Below are 15,766 nucleotides of genomic sequence, written 5' to 3'. Positions count from 1 at the left end.
CCCCCGGCCCGGCCCGCCGGGGGGCGACAGCTCCCCCGGCGGGCCTTTTCACCACCAACGCCGAGCCAATTAAGGTTAGGCTAAGCTAAATGGAAGAGGATCTGAGTCCGGCCGTCGTCATCAAGTTCGGCGGCAACGCCATGGTCGACGCGAGCCTGCAACAGGCGTTCGCCCAGGATGTCGTGGAGTTGTGGCGCGAGGGTCTGCGCCCGGTCGTCGTGCACGGGGGCGGCCCGCAGATCAGCGCGATGCTCGACCGCCTCGGCCTGGAGAGCCGTTTCGAGGCGGGTCTGCGGGTGACCACGGCGGAGACCATGGACGTCGTGCGCATGGTGCTCTCCGGCCGGGTCCAGCGCGAACTGGTGGGTCACATCAACAGCCACGGCCCCTACGCGGTGGGCATGACCGGCGAGGACGCGCACACGTTGACGGCCGTACGGCGGCCCGCCTGGGTGGACGGTGTGCCGGTCGACATCGGCCAGGTCGGGGACATCGTGGAGGTGAACCCGGACATGGTGCGCACCCTTCTGACGCGTGGCCACATACCGGTGGTCTCCCCCGTGGCGAGGGGTGCCGACGGGCAGGTCTACAACGTCAACGCCGATCTCGCCGCGTCCGCCCTGGCCGTGGCGCTCGGGGCCGAGCGGCTGGTGATCCTCACGGACGTGGCCGGGCTGTACGCCGACTGGCCGCGCAGCACCGAGGTGATCGGGCGGCTGACGGCGGACGCGCTGGACGGGCTGCTGCCGGATCTGGCGAGCGGGATGCTGCCCAAGATGGAGGGCTGCCTGCGGGCCGTGCGGGGCGGGGTGGGCCGGGCGGACATCCTCGACGGCCGGGTGCCGCACGCGGTGCTGCGGGGCGTCCTGGGCGACAACGGCGCCGGCACGACCGTGGTCCCCGGCACCTCGGCGGACCACGTCACGAGCACGGTCTGACGCGAACGGCGCCGGGCCGGACGCTCACGCGCGTCCGGCCCGGCGCCCCCGCTCACAGCATGCGGGCGAGAATCAGCGCGTTGCGCCGGGGGTCCAGGGACTCCGCCCAGGGGCGCGGGGCCTGACGTACCGTCACGGGCGTGAAGCCGTACCGGCGAAACAGCCGGCCGTCCCCGGTGGTCGCGGTGAACAGGGCGCCGAGCGACCGGGTGCGCGCCAGGGCCAGCGCGGTCCGCAGGAGCGCCGCCCCCACGCCGCGCCCCTGCCGGTGCCCGGCCACGCAGAAGTTGTACAGGACGCCCGTGGGAGCGGGCTCCCCCGCCGGCCCGTCCGCGTACACCCGCAGGCCCACACAGCCCTCCAGACCGCCGCCGGGACCGGCCGCGACGAGGAATTCCGCCGCGCGGGCGGCATACAGGGCGTCCGGCCGCTCGCGCAGCTGCCCCGACCGCGCGAAGGGCCGGGAGAGTTCCGCGAGCCCGGCGGCGTCACCGGCTCCGGCCGTACGGATACGGAGTGCCGGCGCGCGGGCCGCCGGCGGGCAGGGTGGCGGGAGGGGGCTCGGCGTGGCCGTGGTCAAGGCTGTCCTTCCTCGGTTCCACGAAAACAGGAGCGCTCCGGCGGGCCGTCCCGCCGGAGCGCGTCGGGAACGGGAGGTCAGGCGTCCATCATCGCCGCGAGCGAACGGGGCCGCAGATCGGTCCAGTTGGCCTCGACGTAGGCGAGGCACACCTCGCGCGTGTTCTCATCGAAGGCGACCGTCCAGCCCCCGGGCACCTCGGCGAAGGACGGCCACAGGGAGTGCTGGCCCTCGTCGTTCACCAGGACCAGGAAACGGCCTTCGGGGTCGTCGAACGGGTTGGTGCTCATACGGGCGGTACCTCCTCGGGCCAACGGGCCGGTGACGGCCGCGTCGAGAGTGCGCGTCAGTTCGTCAGGAGAAAAATAGCTTAGGTTAGGCTCGCCTAATAAATCGTGAGCTTAGCCTCTCCCTTTCCCTCAGCACAAGGAGACCCCTCATGCCTCCCGGTGACCGAACGGACCCGGTCATGACAGGCCTCGCGGCCGGCACGACAGGCCCCTTCGCCGGATTCGGACTGCCCGGCGAGCCCGGCACCGACGCGTTCTGGGCGGCGGCCCGGAGCCCGGTTGCCCGGCGCGCCGAGGGCGGCGGCTGGGTGACGCTGTTCCTCCGGCGCGGCTCCCCGGCCGACATCGCCTTCGAGAGCTGGTCGCAGCCGGTGCCCCTGTGCCGGTGGGGTGCCACGGACTGCTGGTACGCGGAGGTGCCGATGCCCGCCCGTCTGCGGGTGACCTACCGGTTCATCACGGACGAGGGGGCGCACGCGGACCCGCTCAATCCGTCCGCAGCCGGGGGCGACCGCTCGATCGCCGCCACCCCGGACGCCCCGGCGCAGCCGTACTGGCCCCTCGTCGGCGCGGACGACATCCTGCCGGTGCCGGCCACCCGGCTGCGCTGGACGTCCGCGCGGCTCGGCGGACGCCGCACCGTGCGGGTCCACCCGGTGGGCGGCGGCGGGCCCGTGGTGCTGCTCCTCGACGGGGACGACTGGCTGTACCTGCACCCCGCCATGACGGCGTTCGAGGCGGCCGTCGCGGGCGGCGCCATGGAACCGGTCACGCTCGTCTTCCTGCCGGCCAAGGACCGGGCGGGCGAGTTCGCGTGGCGGCCCGAGCTGTGGGAGGCGGTCCGGGACGAACTCCTGCCGCTGGTCGCGGGGTGCGGGGAGCCCGCGGACCCGGACCGGCTGGTGGTCGCCGGGCAGAGCCTCGGCGGGCTGAGCGCCCTGTACGCCGCCCTGGAGTTCCCCGACCTGGTGTCGCGGGTGGCCTGCCAGTCGGGGTCGTTCTGGTGGACCCCCGGCCTCGCGCACCGCACGGATCCGCTGGACGGCCCGGCGGGCGGCGCCGCCGCCGCCCGGCTGCGGGAGGGCGCCGGCCTCCAGGGCCTGCGGATCGCCTTCGACGTGGGCGAGCACGAGACGCGGATGCTCCCCCACTGCGAGGTGGTCGAGGCCCTGACCGAGCGGGCCGGTGCGACCGTACGGGTGTCGCGGTCCGCGTCCGGCCACGACCGTGCGGGCTGGCGGCACGCCCTGCTGCGGGACGTCGCCTGGGCCCTGGCCTGAGGTCATGTCATCTGGCCACCGCCAGGCAGTACGCCTCGTCGGTGGCCAGCAGGTTGCGGTGGGTGTCCTCGGCCGTGATGACGCCGTCGTCCAGCACGAGGACCCGGTCGGCGGCGTCCAGGACGGCCGGGCTGCTGGTGATCACCACGGTGGTACGGCCCCGGCGGAGCTTCGCGATGTTGCGCGCGATGAGCTGCTCGGTCACCGCGTCCACGGCGGTGGTCGGGTTGTGCAGCACCAGGACGTCCGTATCGGCCGCGAGGGCGCGCGCCAGGGAGAGTCGCTGGCGCTGTCCCCCGGAGAGGTTGGCCCCGCGGTCGCGGATCGGGTAGTCGAGCCCCTCGCGGTGGAGGGCGACGACATCGGTCAGCATGGACGCCTCGACGGCCTCGGGGACCGTGCGGCTGGTGCCCGACGGGTCGATGTTGGTCCGCAGGGTGCCGGCGAAGATCTCCCCGTCGTACGGGTTCACCAGCAGGTGCTCCCGGATCGCCTCGACCGACAGCTCCGCGAGGTCCTGCCCGCCGACCCGCACCACTCCCTCGTACGCCCCGGGCGGGACGCGTACGGCGAGGATCGCCGCGAAGTCGGCCGCCGCGCGCGGCTGGTAGGCGGTGACGGCCACGAACTCCCCCGCGGCCACCTCGAACTTCAGCCGGCGCAGCTCCCCGTACCGGACGCAGTCGATCTCCAGCGGTCCGCCCGGGTCCGGACGTCCGGACCCGGGGGTGCCGACCGGCGGGGCGGAGAGGACCAGCGCCATGCGCTCGGCCGAAGCACGCGCCATCATCACGTACTTGGGCATCTCGGAGAACATCTTGAGCGGCTCCATGATGAACTGCGCGAGGCCGACCGCCATGACGAGTTCCCCGATGTTGATCCGGCCGGCGAAGGCCAGGTATCCGGCGGTCAGGGTGACGGCGGTGGCCAGGCCCGCGTTGAGGGCGAGCGCGGTGCCCGCGTACACCCCGTTGACGCGGGCGACGGTGACCGACTGCTGCTTCGCCTCGGCGCTGACGCGGCGGTAGGAGCGGAACGCGGCGTGGTTGCCGCCGAAGCCGTGCAGCGGGCGCAGGCCGGTGATCAGGTCGGCGACCTTGGCTCCGGCCCGCGCCACCCGGGCCTGCTGTTCCTGGGTACTGGCGCCGATCCGTCGGGACATCACGCTCAGCACCGACAGGATCGCGACGGTGCCCACGATCACCAGCAGTCCGAGCCGCAGGTCGGCCAGGCCGAGTGCGACGGCGGCGACCAGGACCGCGACCATCGAGCTGATCAGCAGCGGCACCACCTCGATGATGTCGGCGCTCTGGTCGGCGTCCTCGGTGGCGATGGTCAGCACCTCGCCCGACTTCAGGTCGACGTCACGGGCCACCGGCTGGAGGCCGCAGGCCGCGACCCGCACCCGCCAGCGGTGTGCCTCGGTGGTGTTGGCCTTCTGCAGGGCGCGCATCCCGAACCGCCAGGACAGCGAGACCGTCGTGATGATCACGGCCAGGGCGCCGATCGACACCCCGAGCGAACCGAGGCTGCGGTGTTGCAGGGTGTGCTCGACGATCAGGCCGAGCGCGATGGGGAAGGCGGTCTCACCGGCCTGGTACAGGCCCATGAGGACGGTGCCCCGGGCCATGGCTCCGACGTTGCGGCGCAGGGCGGTGCGCAGGATGTCGGCGCCCCGGAGGGGCCGCTGGGTGTCAGGAGTGTTCATCGAGGTGGCCGGCAATCGCTTCGGGGGTTCGCAGGGTGAGCAGGTCTCGGATGGTGATCACTGGACCGTACTCCCGTCTCAGCAGCCCGGTCAGCCGGACCGCCAGCATGGAGTGACCGCCGAGGGACACGAAGTCGCTGACCGCGCTCACCTCGTCGTCGTCCAGGTCCAGCGCCTCGGCGAAGAACTCGCACACCGTGATCTCCGTGCTGGTCTCCGGTGCGCGCTCCCCCGCCCCGGTCAGCACGCCCAGGGGCTTGGGCTCGGGCAGCGCCCCGGTGTCGGCCTTGCCGTTGACGGTCAGCGGGATGCTGTCGACCTCGGCGTAGTGCGAGGGGCGCAGGAAGTCGGGGAGCGCGGCGCCCACTTCGGCGGCGACCGTGGCCAGGCCGGCGCCGTCCAGCACGAGGTAGGCGGCCAGCCGGTACGCCCCGTCGGCCTGGGGGTCGCGCTGGGCGACCGCGGCGGCGAACCGTACCGCCGGGTGCGCGGCGAACGCGGCCTCGACCTCACCGGGTTCGACCCGGTGGCCGCGGATCTTGACCTGCTGGTCGGTGCGGCCCAGGTACGCCATATTCCCGTCCGGCCGCCGCACCACCAGGTCCCCGGTCCGGTACATCCGCTCGCCGGGCGCACCGAAGGGGCGGGCGACGAACCGGTGGGAGGTCTGGGCGGGCTGCCCGAGGTAGCCGCGGGCGATGCCGATGCCCGAGACGTACAGCTCGCCGGGGACGTTGTCGGGCAGCGGGCGCAGCCACGGGTCCAGGACGTACACCTCGGTGTTGTCGATGGCCACGCCCACGACCGGGTCCTGGCACTCGAAGGTGCCGACGCCGAGTGTGTTGATGGTGTACTCGGTGGGCCCGTAGAGGTTGTAGCCGGCCGTCCCCTCCGTCTCCGTGAGCCGCTGCCACAGCCCCGGGGTGACGGCCTCACCGCCCAGCAGCACCAGGGCCGGGCGCCGCTCCGGGTTGTCGAGCAGCCCCTCCGCCACCAGTTGCTGGGCGTAGGTCGGGGTGACGTTGACGACGTCGATGCCGTGCGCGAGGCAGTACGCGACCAGCCGGGGCGCGTCGCGGCGCAGTTCCTCGTCACAGATGTGCACCTCGTGGCCGTCGGCCAGCCACAGCAGTTCCTCCCACGACATGTCGAACGCGAAGGACACGGTGTGCGCGATCCGGAAGGTGCGGTGGCCGTGCTCCGCGAGGACCGGTTCGAAGATCCGCCGCTGGTGGTTGACGAGCATGTTGGTGAGCCCTGCGTACTCGGTCACGACGCCCTTGGGCCGGCCGGTCGAGCCGGAGGTGTAGATCGTGTACGCGGGGTGCCGCAGGCGGCCGGGGTCGTCGGGCGCGAACGTGGTGTACGGCTCGGCAGCCGGCAACGGGCGGTCCAGCTCGATCAGTTCACCGGTCAGCCGGGGCGAGACGGCGCTCACGGTGAGGATCACCTCCGGCCGGGCGTCCGCGACGATGGCCGCGATCCGTTCGTCGGGATGGTCCAGCTCCAGCGGCACGTAGGCGGCTCCGGCGCGCAGCACGGCGAAGAGCGCCACGATCGAGTCGAGGGAGCGGGGGACGGCGATGCCCACGGCCGTCTCCGGTCCGATGCCGCGCCCGGCGAGCACCCCGGCCACCGCGCGGCTGCGGTCGCGCAGTTCGCCGAAGGTCAGGGCCGAGCCGTCGGCGACGAGGGCGACGCGCTCGGGATGGCGGTCCGCGGCCCGGTCGAAGCGGTCGACGACGGTGTCCGTGCCGATATCCGTGCGGGCGGCGGGTTCGGGCGGCGGTTCGAGGCCGGGCAGAGCGCCCAGCGGTCCCGTGGCCCCGGCCAGGTCCCGCAGCACCCGCAGGTAGCCGTCGAGGAGGCGGCGGGCGCCGGCGGGGTCGTCGTCGCGGTGTTCCAGCTTGACGGTGAGCCGCTCGCCGGGCGTGACGACCCAGGTGAACGGGTAGTGCGTCGAGTCGTCGGCCGCGACCGATGTGATGCCGTGGGTGGCGTTCATCTCGGCGAGTGCGTCCAGGTCCAGGAAGTTCTGGAGCACGAAGAGGTTGTCGAACAGGGTGTCGTGGCCGGCGGCCCGCTGGATCTCGCCGAGCCCGAGGTGCTCGTGGTCCATCGCCTCGACCCGGGCGGCCTGGACGGCCGCGAGGTACTCCGCGGCGGTGTCGTGCGGCCGGGCGCGGGTCCACATGGGCACGGTGTTGAGGAGCACGCCGACGACGCCGGCGAGGCCCTCGCCCTCGCGTCCGGAGACGGTCACGCCGAACACGGCGTCGCCGCGGCCGGTGTGGGCGCCGAGCAGCAGGCCGAACGCCCCGGTGAGCACGGTGTTGAGCGTGACACCGTGCACCCGCGCGGCTTCGCGCAGCCGCTCGGACTCATCGGCGGACAGCGTGTGCACGAGCGCGCGCGGCAGGGCCTCGGTCTGTGCGGGCCGGGGTCCGGCGAGCAGCGTCGGGCCGGTGAGGCCGCTCAGGTGCTCCGCCCAGAAGCGTTCCGACGCGGCGGGGTCCCTGGCCGCGAGGGTGCGGGCGTAGTCCTCGAATCCGGGCGTGCGCGGCGTCGGGTCGTCCAGTCGCTCCCCCGCCACGACGGCCCGGTAGGCGTCGAACAGGTCCCGCAGCAGGATCTCGCGGGACCAGCCGTCCCACAGCAGCAGGTGGTAGCTGAGCAGCAGGCCGTCGCGGTCGCCGGGCAGCCGCACGACGGTCAGCCGGATCAGCGGCGGCTCGCCGGGGTCGAAGCCGGTGTCGCGGTCCCGGGCGCGCAGCGCGTCGGCTTCGGCGTCCGTCGCCAGGTGGACGGTGCGGACACCGACCCGGGTGCCGGCCTTCAGGATCTGGACCGGGTTGCCGTCGTCGTCGGTGGTGAACCCGGCCCCGGCGACGGGGTGCCGGGCGATGACGTACGCCATGGCCTCGGCGAGTGCGTTGGTGTCGAGGCGCCGGTCGAAGGTGAAGTAGCTCTGCGCGACATAGTGCCCGGCGGTGCCGGCCAGCTGGGCCTGGAAGTACAGGCCGCGCTGGAGGGGGGTGACCGGGGCCGTGCGCTCGGCGGTCGCGGCGGTGTCCGCGATGTGTTCGAGCGCGGCCCGCCAGTGCCCGGTGAGGGCGTCGGGGACGCCGTCGGCGAGGGTGAACGCGGCGTGCAGGCTGCCGGTGGCCGCGTCGGTCCAGGCGTTGACCTCGACGGCGTACGGGCTGTCGCCCTCGCCGCCGGTGAGGTGCGGGACGTCGGACTCGCCGCCCCGGCCGAGGTAGTTGAACAGGACCTGTGGGCGGGCGGTCAGCAGGGGGGCCGTCTGCGGGTTGAGGTACCTGAGCCGGCCGTAGGCGACGTGCCCGGATTCGTCGGGCTGGCGTGCCGCCACTTCGCGGGCCGCCACGACGGGGTCGGTGTGGGCGGTGAGCCGGACGGGCGCGATGGAGGTGAACCAGCCGACGGTACGGGTGTAGTCGTGGTGGTCGGCCGCCGGCACCCGGCCGTGCCGCTCCAGGTCGATCGCGAGATCGGTGGGCTCGGGCTGGATGTGCGTCAGGGCGGTGCGCAGGGCGCCGCACAGCAGCTCGGTGAGGCCGATACCGAGCGCGGCGGGTGCGGTGCGCGTCACCCGGTCGCTCACTTCGGGGGCCAGGACGACGGTGGTCCCGCGCAGCTTCCCCGGTTCGGAGCCGGGCAGCGGCGCGGGCGCTTCGAGCACCGTGATCCAGTCGCCCAGGCTCCCGGTCGTGCGGGCGGCCCGAGCGGTGAGCGCGTCGGCGTACTCGGCGTAGGGGGTGGTCTCGGGTGCGAGGGGTTCCCCGCGCAGGGCCGTGGCCAGGTCGTCGAGGACGATCAGCCAGGACACGGCGTCGACCGCGAGGTGGTGCGCGGTGACCACGAGGGTCCGGGTGGCCGGCAGCCAGGTGAACGCGACGACGTCGCCGGACTCGGGGTCCAGGCGCCCGGCCGCCCCTTCGGCGGCGGCCGTGGGGTCGTCGCTGTCCGACGGTGTGACGGTGACCTCGTGGAAGGGTTCGGTGCGCGGGGTCCAGACGCCGTGGGTGGTGTCCAGCCGCAGCCGCAGGGCGGGGTGTGCGGCCACGAGGGCGTTCGCGGCGCGTTCGGCGTCGGAGAGGGTGGTGCCCTCGGCCGTCGCCAGAGCCCTGGCCTGGGCGAACCGGGCGAGCGAGCCGCCCAGTTCACGTCGGCGCAGCATGATGGGCGTCGGCGCGAACGGGCCGTCCTCGTGGCGTTCCCGCTGCGGTGCGACAGTCCGGGGCGCACGCGAGCGCAGCTCCTCGACGATGGCGCGCGGGGTCTTGAACAGGAACACGTCCCGGGGCGCGATGGCCAGACCGGATGCCCTGGCCCGGTTGATCACGGTGATCGCGACGATGCTGTCGCCGCCGGCCATGAAGAAGTCGGTGTCCTCGTCCACGGCGGTGCCCGGCAGCGCCTCGGCGAAGATCGCGGTCAGCCCGTCGAGCGCGGAGTCCCCCGCCGCCACGGAGGCCTCGTCCTGACATGTCGCCGCAACCGGGGCCTCCTCCTGACGTGCGGCGGCGTGCGCCGCCAGCGCCTTGCGGTCCAGTTTGCCGTTGACCGTGAGGGGCAGCGCGCCGACCGTCAGCACCTGGCCGGGCACCATGTGCGCGGGCAGCTTCTCGCGGAGCAGCGCGGCGAGGCCGGCGGGGGCCCGGCCCACGACGTGTGCGACGAGGTGGTCACCGCCGTCGGACGGGGTGACGGCCACGTCGACCACACCGTCGAGCTCCCTGACCGCCGCCTCGACCTCGCCGAGTTCGATGCGGAAGCCCTTGAGCTGGACCTGGTCGTCGGCGCGACCGGCGAACTCCAGCTCCCCGTCGAGGGTGCGGCGGGCCAGGTCGCCCGTGTGGTACATCCGGGAGCCGTCGTTCGCGAAGGGGTCGGCGACGAACCGTCCGGCGGTGAGACCGGGCCGGCCCAGGTAGCCGAGGGACACCTGTTCGCCGGCCACGTAGATGGCGCCGACCCGTCCCGGCGGCACCGGCCGGAGCCGGTCGTCCAGCAGGTAGGTGGTCAGGCCGGGGACGGGGCCGCCGATCGGGCTGACGCCGGCGGTGAGGTCCTCGTCGGTGAGCACCCGGTGGGTGACGTGGACGGTGGTCTCGGTGATGCCGTACATGTTGACCAGCTCGGGCGACGCGGTGCCGTACCGCTCCACCCACCCGCGCAGCCGCACGGGGTCGAGGGCCTCGCCGCCGAAGATGATCCGGCGCAGCGCGGTGGCGCGCTGCCCGGCGTGCCGGTCGGCCTCGATGAACTGGTAGAAGGCCGACGGAGTCTGGTTGAGCACGGTCACCCCGCGCTCGCGGACCAGCCGGTGGAAGTCCACCGGGGAGCGGGTCAGCCCGTAGTCCGGCACCAGCAGCTCACCGCCGTGTACCAGCGCGCCCCACAGCTCCCAGACGGCGAAGTCGAAGGAGTACGAGTGGAACTGCACCCACACGTCGTCGGGCCCGAACCCCATGGCGGGCCGGGTGTTCGCCAGCAGCGCCACCACACCCGAGTGCGGGACGACGACACCCTTGGGCCGGCCGGTCGATCCGGAGGTGTAGATGACGTAAGCGGGATCGTGCGGGGCGGGCCCGGCCGGATTCGCGGGCGGCTCGCCCGTCGGTGCCGGCTCGTCGCCGAGCACGAGGACCCGGGCCGGTACGCCTGCCCGGTCCAGCAGGGCGGTGAAGCGTTCCCGCTCGCCGGGCAGGACCAGGAGGGCCTGCGGGGCGGCGTCGGTGAGGATGTACTCCAGCCGTTCGTCCGGGTGGGCGAGGTCCAGCGGCACGTAGGCCCCGCCGGCCGAGACGACGGCGACGAGGGCGGTGACCTGCTCCAGGGAACGCGGGAGGGCGACGGCGACACGGCGGCCCGGACCGATGCCCGCCGCCCGCAGGGTCGCGGCCAGCCGGTCCTTCGCGGTGGCCAGTTCGCCGTACGTCAGGGAGGCGGTGGCGCCGTCCAGACCGCAGCGGGTGACGGCGACGGCCGCCGGGTCGCGGTGGGCGGCGGCGTCGAACAGGGCGCCCAGAGTGGCCTGTCCGAGCGGCGCGGGATGCGCGGTGTCCTCGGCGGTCAGCTCGTCGGCCGGGGCGCCGGGCCGGGTGAGGAGGCCGGTGAGGGCGCGGGTGAACGTGTCCAGGATCCGCCGGGCGCTCTCCTCCCGCAGGAGCGCGCCGTCGTGGATCAGGTTGAAGCGGGGCCGGCCCTCCGGTGTGCGCTCCACGACCAGCGTCAGCGGGTAGTGCGGGGCGCCCTCGTTGACGATGCCGGTGATGACCAGTTCGTCGCCTGGCCCGCGCAGGCCGGCCACATCCGTCGCGACGTCGAAGACCACCAGGGTGTCGAAGCGCGCGCCGGGGCCCGCCTGCTTGCCGATCCTCGCCAGTGAGACGTGCTGGTGCGCCAGCACCGCGCTCTGGTGTTCCCGGACGGAGTCGAGCAGCTCACCGGCCGTGCTGCCGGCTTCCCAACGGGCGCGTACCGCAATGGTGTTGATGAACAGGCCCACCATGTCGGCGATGCCGGGCACATCGGCGTCGCGGCCCGAGACGGTGGAGCCGAACACGATGTCCCTGCCGTGCAGCAGCCCGCCCAGCGTCACCGCCCAGGCGCTGTGCACGGCCGCGCTCAGCGGCACACCGGCCCGGCGCGCGGCGGCGTCGATGTCGAACTCGGGCTCCACTGCGATGTCGGCGAACCGGTCGGACGGGGTGTGGCCCTCGGCGACCAGTGAGGGTCCTGGCAGTCCGGCGAGCTGCTCGCCCCAGACCCGGTCGCTCTCCGCGTCGTCGCGTGCGGCGAGCAGGCGTACGTAGTCGGGGAAGCCGCCCGCCCGGTACGCGGCGCCGGGCCGGTGGTACTCGGCCAGCAGGGCGCGGAGCATCGGCGGCACGGACCAGCCGTCGGCGATGATGTGGTGCACGGTCTGCACCAGCACGGTACGGCCGGGGCCGCCGCGCACGAGCGTGTACCGCATGAGCGGTCCGGCGGCCAGGTCGAATCCGGCGCGGCGGTCCCGTTCGGCGAGGTCGCGCAGCTCGTCGTCGGTGATGCCGGGCCGGTCCAGGACGGTGAAGGGGGCCTCGGCGCCGTTCCGCAGGACGGAGACGACCCGGCCGTCGGCGAGGGCCACGAACCGGGCGGCCAGGTTGGGGTACAGGGTGAGCAGCCGGGTGGCGGCCGTCTTCAGCCGCCCGGTGTCCACCTCGCCTTCCAGGGTGAGGAGTTGCTGCTCGACGTAGCTGCCCGCCGAGTCGTCGTCGAAGACCGAGTGGAAGTACAGGCCCTCCTGCAACGGGGTCAGCGGCAGGATGTCCCGCAGCCCGGGTCCGTCCAGGGCGTCCACGTCGGCCTGGGTGAGCGGGACGGGGGCGAAGTCGCTGGGCGAGTGCCCGCCCCCGTCGAGCGCGGCGAGCGCGGTCAGGGCGTCCTGGAAGTAGCCGCCGAGGGTGTCGATGTCCTCGTCGGTGAACATGCCGTCGGGCCAGGAGACGGTGGTGACGAGGTGGTGCGCGCCGTCCGTGCCGGGTTCGGCGATCGCGTTGAACTCCAGGGCCCGGGGCAGTCGCATCCTCGGGTCGCGCTTCTCGCCCAGCCGGCCGGTGGTGCCGGCGAGCTGCCAGTGGCCGCCGGTGCCCGCGTCGAACCGGCCCAGGTAGTTGAACAGCACCTGGGGTGCGGGCGCGGGTCGCAGGGTGCCGTGCAGGTGGCGCAGGACGCCGTAGGACAGGCCGTTGCCCGGGACCCGGGCGAGGTCCTCCTTCACCGCCTTGAGCGCGGCGGCCAGGCCCTCGGGGGTGGTGAGGCCCGCGGTCGGGCCGGGGTCGACGGTGACCGGGAAGAGGGTGGTGAACCAGCCCACGGTCCGCGACAGGTCGGGCTCGAATCCCGCGGCGTCCGCGACCGCCTGCCCTTCGCGGCCGTGGCCTTCGAGTTCGATGTGGGCGTACGTCTGGTCCTGCCCGAGGTCGCGCCGCCACCGGGCGAGTGCGACCGCGAGCGCGGTGAGCAGGACGTCGTTGACACCCGCGTGGAACCTCGCGGGGATCTCGCCGAGCAGGGCGGCGGTGGTGCGGGGGCCGGCCGTGAAGGTCCGCGCGCGTTCCCGCGCGACGGTGTCGTCCCCGGCCAGGGGGCGGCGGCCCAGGGGCAGGTCGGGGCCCGGCAGGGGGCGCAGGTAGTGGTCCAGGTCGGCGTCGAAGGTGTCGCGGCCGAGCAGTTCGGCCCATCGGCGCAGCGATGTTCCCTCGCGGGGCAGGTGGACCGGTGTGCCCGAGGTGAACTGCTGCCAGGCGGTGGCGAGGTCGTCCATCAGGACGCGCCAGGAGACGCCGTCGACGACCAGGTGGTGGGCGACGAGGACCAGTTGCCGTGCCTCGCGGCGCCGGACGGCGCGCAGCATCACACCGTTGTCCGGGTCGAGCCCGGCGGTGGCGAGGGCGATACAGGCGTCGAGCGCTTCCCCGCTCTCCTGCCAGGCGGCGACGGCACCGTCCGCCTCGGGTATGTGGAAGCCCCAGTGCTCGCCCCGCACCAGTCGGGCGCGCAGCATGTCGTGCCGGCGGAGCACCTCGGTGAGGATTTCGTCCAGTGCGTCGTCGGTCAGCTCCGCCGGGGTGTTCAGCACCACGGACTGCACGAATCCGTCGATCGCGTCCGTGGTCTCGCCGAGCCACCGCACGATGGGTGTTCCGGGGACGGGTCCGGTCGCCTCGTCGTCCTCCCGGGCGGTGGAGAGGTCCTCGCGGCCGGCGACCGCCGCCAGTTCGCCGAGGACGCTGTGGGTGAAGATCTGGCGTGCCGTGACATGGAGATCGGCCTTGCGCAGGGCGCTCAGCAGGGATATCGCCAGGATGCTGTCGCCGCCGAGCCGGAAGAAGTCCTGGTCGACGCCGACCGTGTCCAGCCGCAGCACCTCTGCCACCGCCGCGCACACGGCGCGTTCCTCGTCGGTGACGGGCGCGGTGACCGGCCCGGGGGTGAGCACCGGTTCGGGCAGCGCGGCCCGGTCGGTCTTGCCGTTCGCGGTGAGCGGGAAGGCGTCCAGCACGACGGTGTGGGCGGGCACCATGTACTCCACCATGTGCGCCTCGGCCCACGTCCTGACGTCGTCCGGCGTCAGCGCCTCGCTGCCGGCGGCGGGGATCACGTACGCCACCAGGTAGGTGCCTCCCGCCGTGTTCTTCCGGGCGACGACGCAGGTGCTGCGGACACGCGGGTGCTCGGCGAGCGATGCCTCCACGTCCTCGATCTCCAGCCGCATGCCGCGGATCTTGACCTGGTTGTCGGCGCGGCCGAGGAAGTCCAGCGAGCCGTCCGGGGTGAACCGGGCGAGGTCGCCGGTCCGGTAGAGCCGGGAGCCGTCCCGGGCGAAGGGGTTGGCCACGAACCGGGACGCGGTCAGCCCGGGGGCGTTGACGTAGCCGCGGCCCAGGAGCAGTCCGCCCGCGTACAGTTCGCCGCCGACCCCGGTGGGCACCGGACGCAGTTCACCGTCCAGTACGTAGAGCCGGGTGTTGGGGTTGGCCCTGCCGATGGAGGTCGACAGGCGCTCCGCCTCGCCCCGGTAGACGATGTGGGAGACCCCGATCGTCGTCTCGGCGGGGCCGTAGCCGTGGTACAGGGGGATGTCGAGGCGGGTGCGGAAGCGCTCGTACAGCTCGGGGGTCAGTACCTCGCCGCCGCACCAGACGTGCCGCAGGCTGTCCAGCCGTCCCGATTCGCCGGTCATCTCCAGCAGTACGTCGAGCATGGAGGAGACCAGGTAGGTGAAGGTGACCCGGTGTTCGGCGATGACGCTCAGCAGGTGGTGCGGGTCGCGCTCGCCGCCCGGCCGCAGGACCACCAGCCGGGCGCCGGTCACCAGCGGCAGGAAGATCTCGTTGACGGAGATGTCGAAGGACAGCGGTGCCTTGAACAGGGACGCGTCGTCGTGGCCGAAACCGAGGATCTCGTGGGCCTGCCACAACAGCCGTTCGCTGATGGACTCGTGACGGATCATCGCGCCCTTGGGGCGCCCGGTCGAGCCGGAGGTGAAGATCACGTAGGCGAGGGCGGCTCCGGGGACAGCGACGTCCGGCGCCTCGGCGGGGTGAGCGGCGAAGGCCCAGGCGTCGAGGTCGACGGCCACGGCTTCCGGCTCGTCCGGGGCGCGCTCGCCCGAGCTGTTGAGCTGGAGGACGATCCGGGCGTCCTCGGCGACGGCGGCCCGCCTCTCCGCGGGCCACAGCGGGTCGAGCGGTACGAACGCGCAGCCCGCCCGGAGCACTCCGAGCAGGGCGATGACCATGTCGGCTGACCGGCCGAGCGAGATGCCGACGACCTGTTCGGCGGTGAGCCCGCGCGCGACGAGGCCGTGGGCCAACTGGCCCGACAGCTCATCGGCTTGACGGTAGGTCAGGGTCCGGTGCTCGTCCACGATCGCTATGGCGTCCGGTCGGGTCCGTGCCTGCTCGCGGAAGAGTTCCATGACCGTGGGGCGGTCCCGGTCCGCTTCGGTGTCGTTCCATCGGGCCAGGTCCGCGATCCGGGCGGCGGCGCCGGACGGGGAGATGGTGCCCAGCGGCCGGTCGGGGAAGTCGGCGAGGTCGTCCAGGGCGAGCTGTGCGCCGGCCCGGTCCACGCCCTCGGGGAGCGAGATGCTCCGGCCGTCCGCGCCGGGCTCCCAGCCGGCGGGCGCCGAGCCGCCGTTGTCGGCCCAGGCCAGCACATCGGCGAAGAGGGTGGCGGGGGTCAGCCCGATCCCCTCCGGGCTCCGGCCGGTCGCCCAGTACGCAAGACCGATGGCGCAGGCTTCGGCGAGGGTCCGGTCGTCGCGGTCCCCGGTCCGCCGCCGCAGGGCTGCCAGACCCTGGAGGGAGAGCCGCACGAGGTGATCGCTCGGTTCCGACATCGAGGACTCCGCTTCTCTTCCGAGGTATTTAGCCGAGCCTAACCTAACTAAG

General features: G+C 73.5%; 6 protein-coding genes. 2 read left to right on the top strand and 4 right to left on the bottom strand.

The window, feature by feature from the left end; translation table 11 throughout:
* Positions 1-89 precede the first annotated feature (89 nt).
* Positions 90-938 carry an acetylglutamate kinase gene (gene argB / locus B082_RS0106425; RefSeq protein ID WP_018550986.1) on the top strand — a complete coding sequence of 283 codons (849 nt, stop codon included), beginning with the start codon at positions 90-92 and terminating at the stop codon, positions 936-938.
* A gap of 52 nt (positions 939-990) precedes the next feature.
* On the opposite strand, the gene B082_RS0106420 is transcribed toward argB, so the two are convergent.
* Positions 991-1,518 carry a GNAT family N-acetyltransferase gene (locus B082_RS0106420; RefSeq protein ID WP_018550985.1) on the bottom strand — a complete coding sequence of 176 codons (528 nt, stop codon included), beginning with the start codon at positions 1,516-1,518 and terminating at the stop codon, positions 991-993.
* A gap of 77 nt (positions 1,519-1,595) precedes the next feature.
* Positions 1,596-1,808, bottom strand: a complete 213-nt coding sequence (locus B082_RS0106415; protein ID WP_018550984.1) for an MbtH family protein — start codon at positions 1,806-1,808, stop codon at positions 1,596-1,598.
* A 149-nt stretch (positions 1,809-1,957) separates the two neighbouring features.
* Here B082_RS0106415 and B082_RS0106410 point away from each other — a divergent pair, with 149 nt between their 5' ends.
* Entirely contained in the window at positions 1,958-3,088 is a 1,131-nt protein-coding gene (locus tag B082_RS0106410; protein WP_018550983.1) for an alpha/beta hydrolase-fold protein, read from the top strand.
* Positions 3,089-3,095: 7 nt separating this feature from the next.
* Here the strand turns inward: B082_RS0106410 and B082_RS0106405 are convergent, their stop codons facing one another.
* Both B082_RS0106405 and B082_RS0106400 read right to left on the bottom strand, forming a co-directional pair.
* A complete protein-coding gene (locus B082_RS0106405; protein ID WP_018550982.1) occupies positions 3,096-4,796 on the bottom strand; it encodes an ABC transporter ATP-binding protein in 1,701 nt (566 codons plus the stop codon).
* A complete protein-coding gene (locus B082_RS0106400) occupies positions 4,783-15,714 on the bottom strand; it encodes a non-ribosomal peptide synthetase (RefSeq protein WP_018550981.1) in 10,932 nt (3,643 codons plus the stop codon). The genes B082_RS0106405 and B082_RS0106400 overlap by 14 nt, the downstream gene beginning before the upstream one ends.
* Positions 15,715-15,766 lie beyond the last annotated feature (52 nt).

The organism is Streptomyces sp. ATexAB-D23, from assembly GCF_000373645.1.
Classification (GTDB): domain Bacteria; phylum Actinomycetota; class Actinomycetes; order Streptomycetales; family Streptomycetaceae; genus Streptomyces; species Streptomyces castrisilvae.
The sequence above is the reverse complement of the archived record's forward strand: the minus strand, read 5'-3'. Positions and strand labels throughout refer to the sequence as shown.

Excerpts from the sequence above, each read along its gene's own strand:
- argB (WP_018550986.1), top strand. The coding sequence starts at position 90 with ATGGAAGAGGATCTGAGTCCGGCCGTCGTCATCAAGTTCGGCGGCAAC.
- B082_RS0106415 (WP_018550984.1), bottom strand. The coding sequence starts at position 1,808 with ATGAGCACCAACCCGTTCGACGACCCCGAAGGCCGTTTCCTGGTCCTG.
- B082_RS0106410 (WP_018550983.1), top strand. The coding sequence starts at position 1,958 with ATGCCTCCCGGTGACCGAACGGACCCGGTCATGACAGGCCTCGCGGCC.
- B082_RS0106405 (WP_018550982.1), bottom strand. The coding sequence starts at position 4,796 with ATGAACACTCCTGACACCCAGCGGCCCCTCCGGGGCGCCGACATCCTG.
- B082_RS0106400 (WP_018550981.1), bottom strand. The coding sequence starts at position 15,714 with ATGTCGGAACCGAGCGATCACCTCGTGCGGCTCTCCCTCCAGGGTCTG.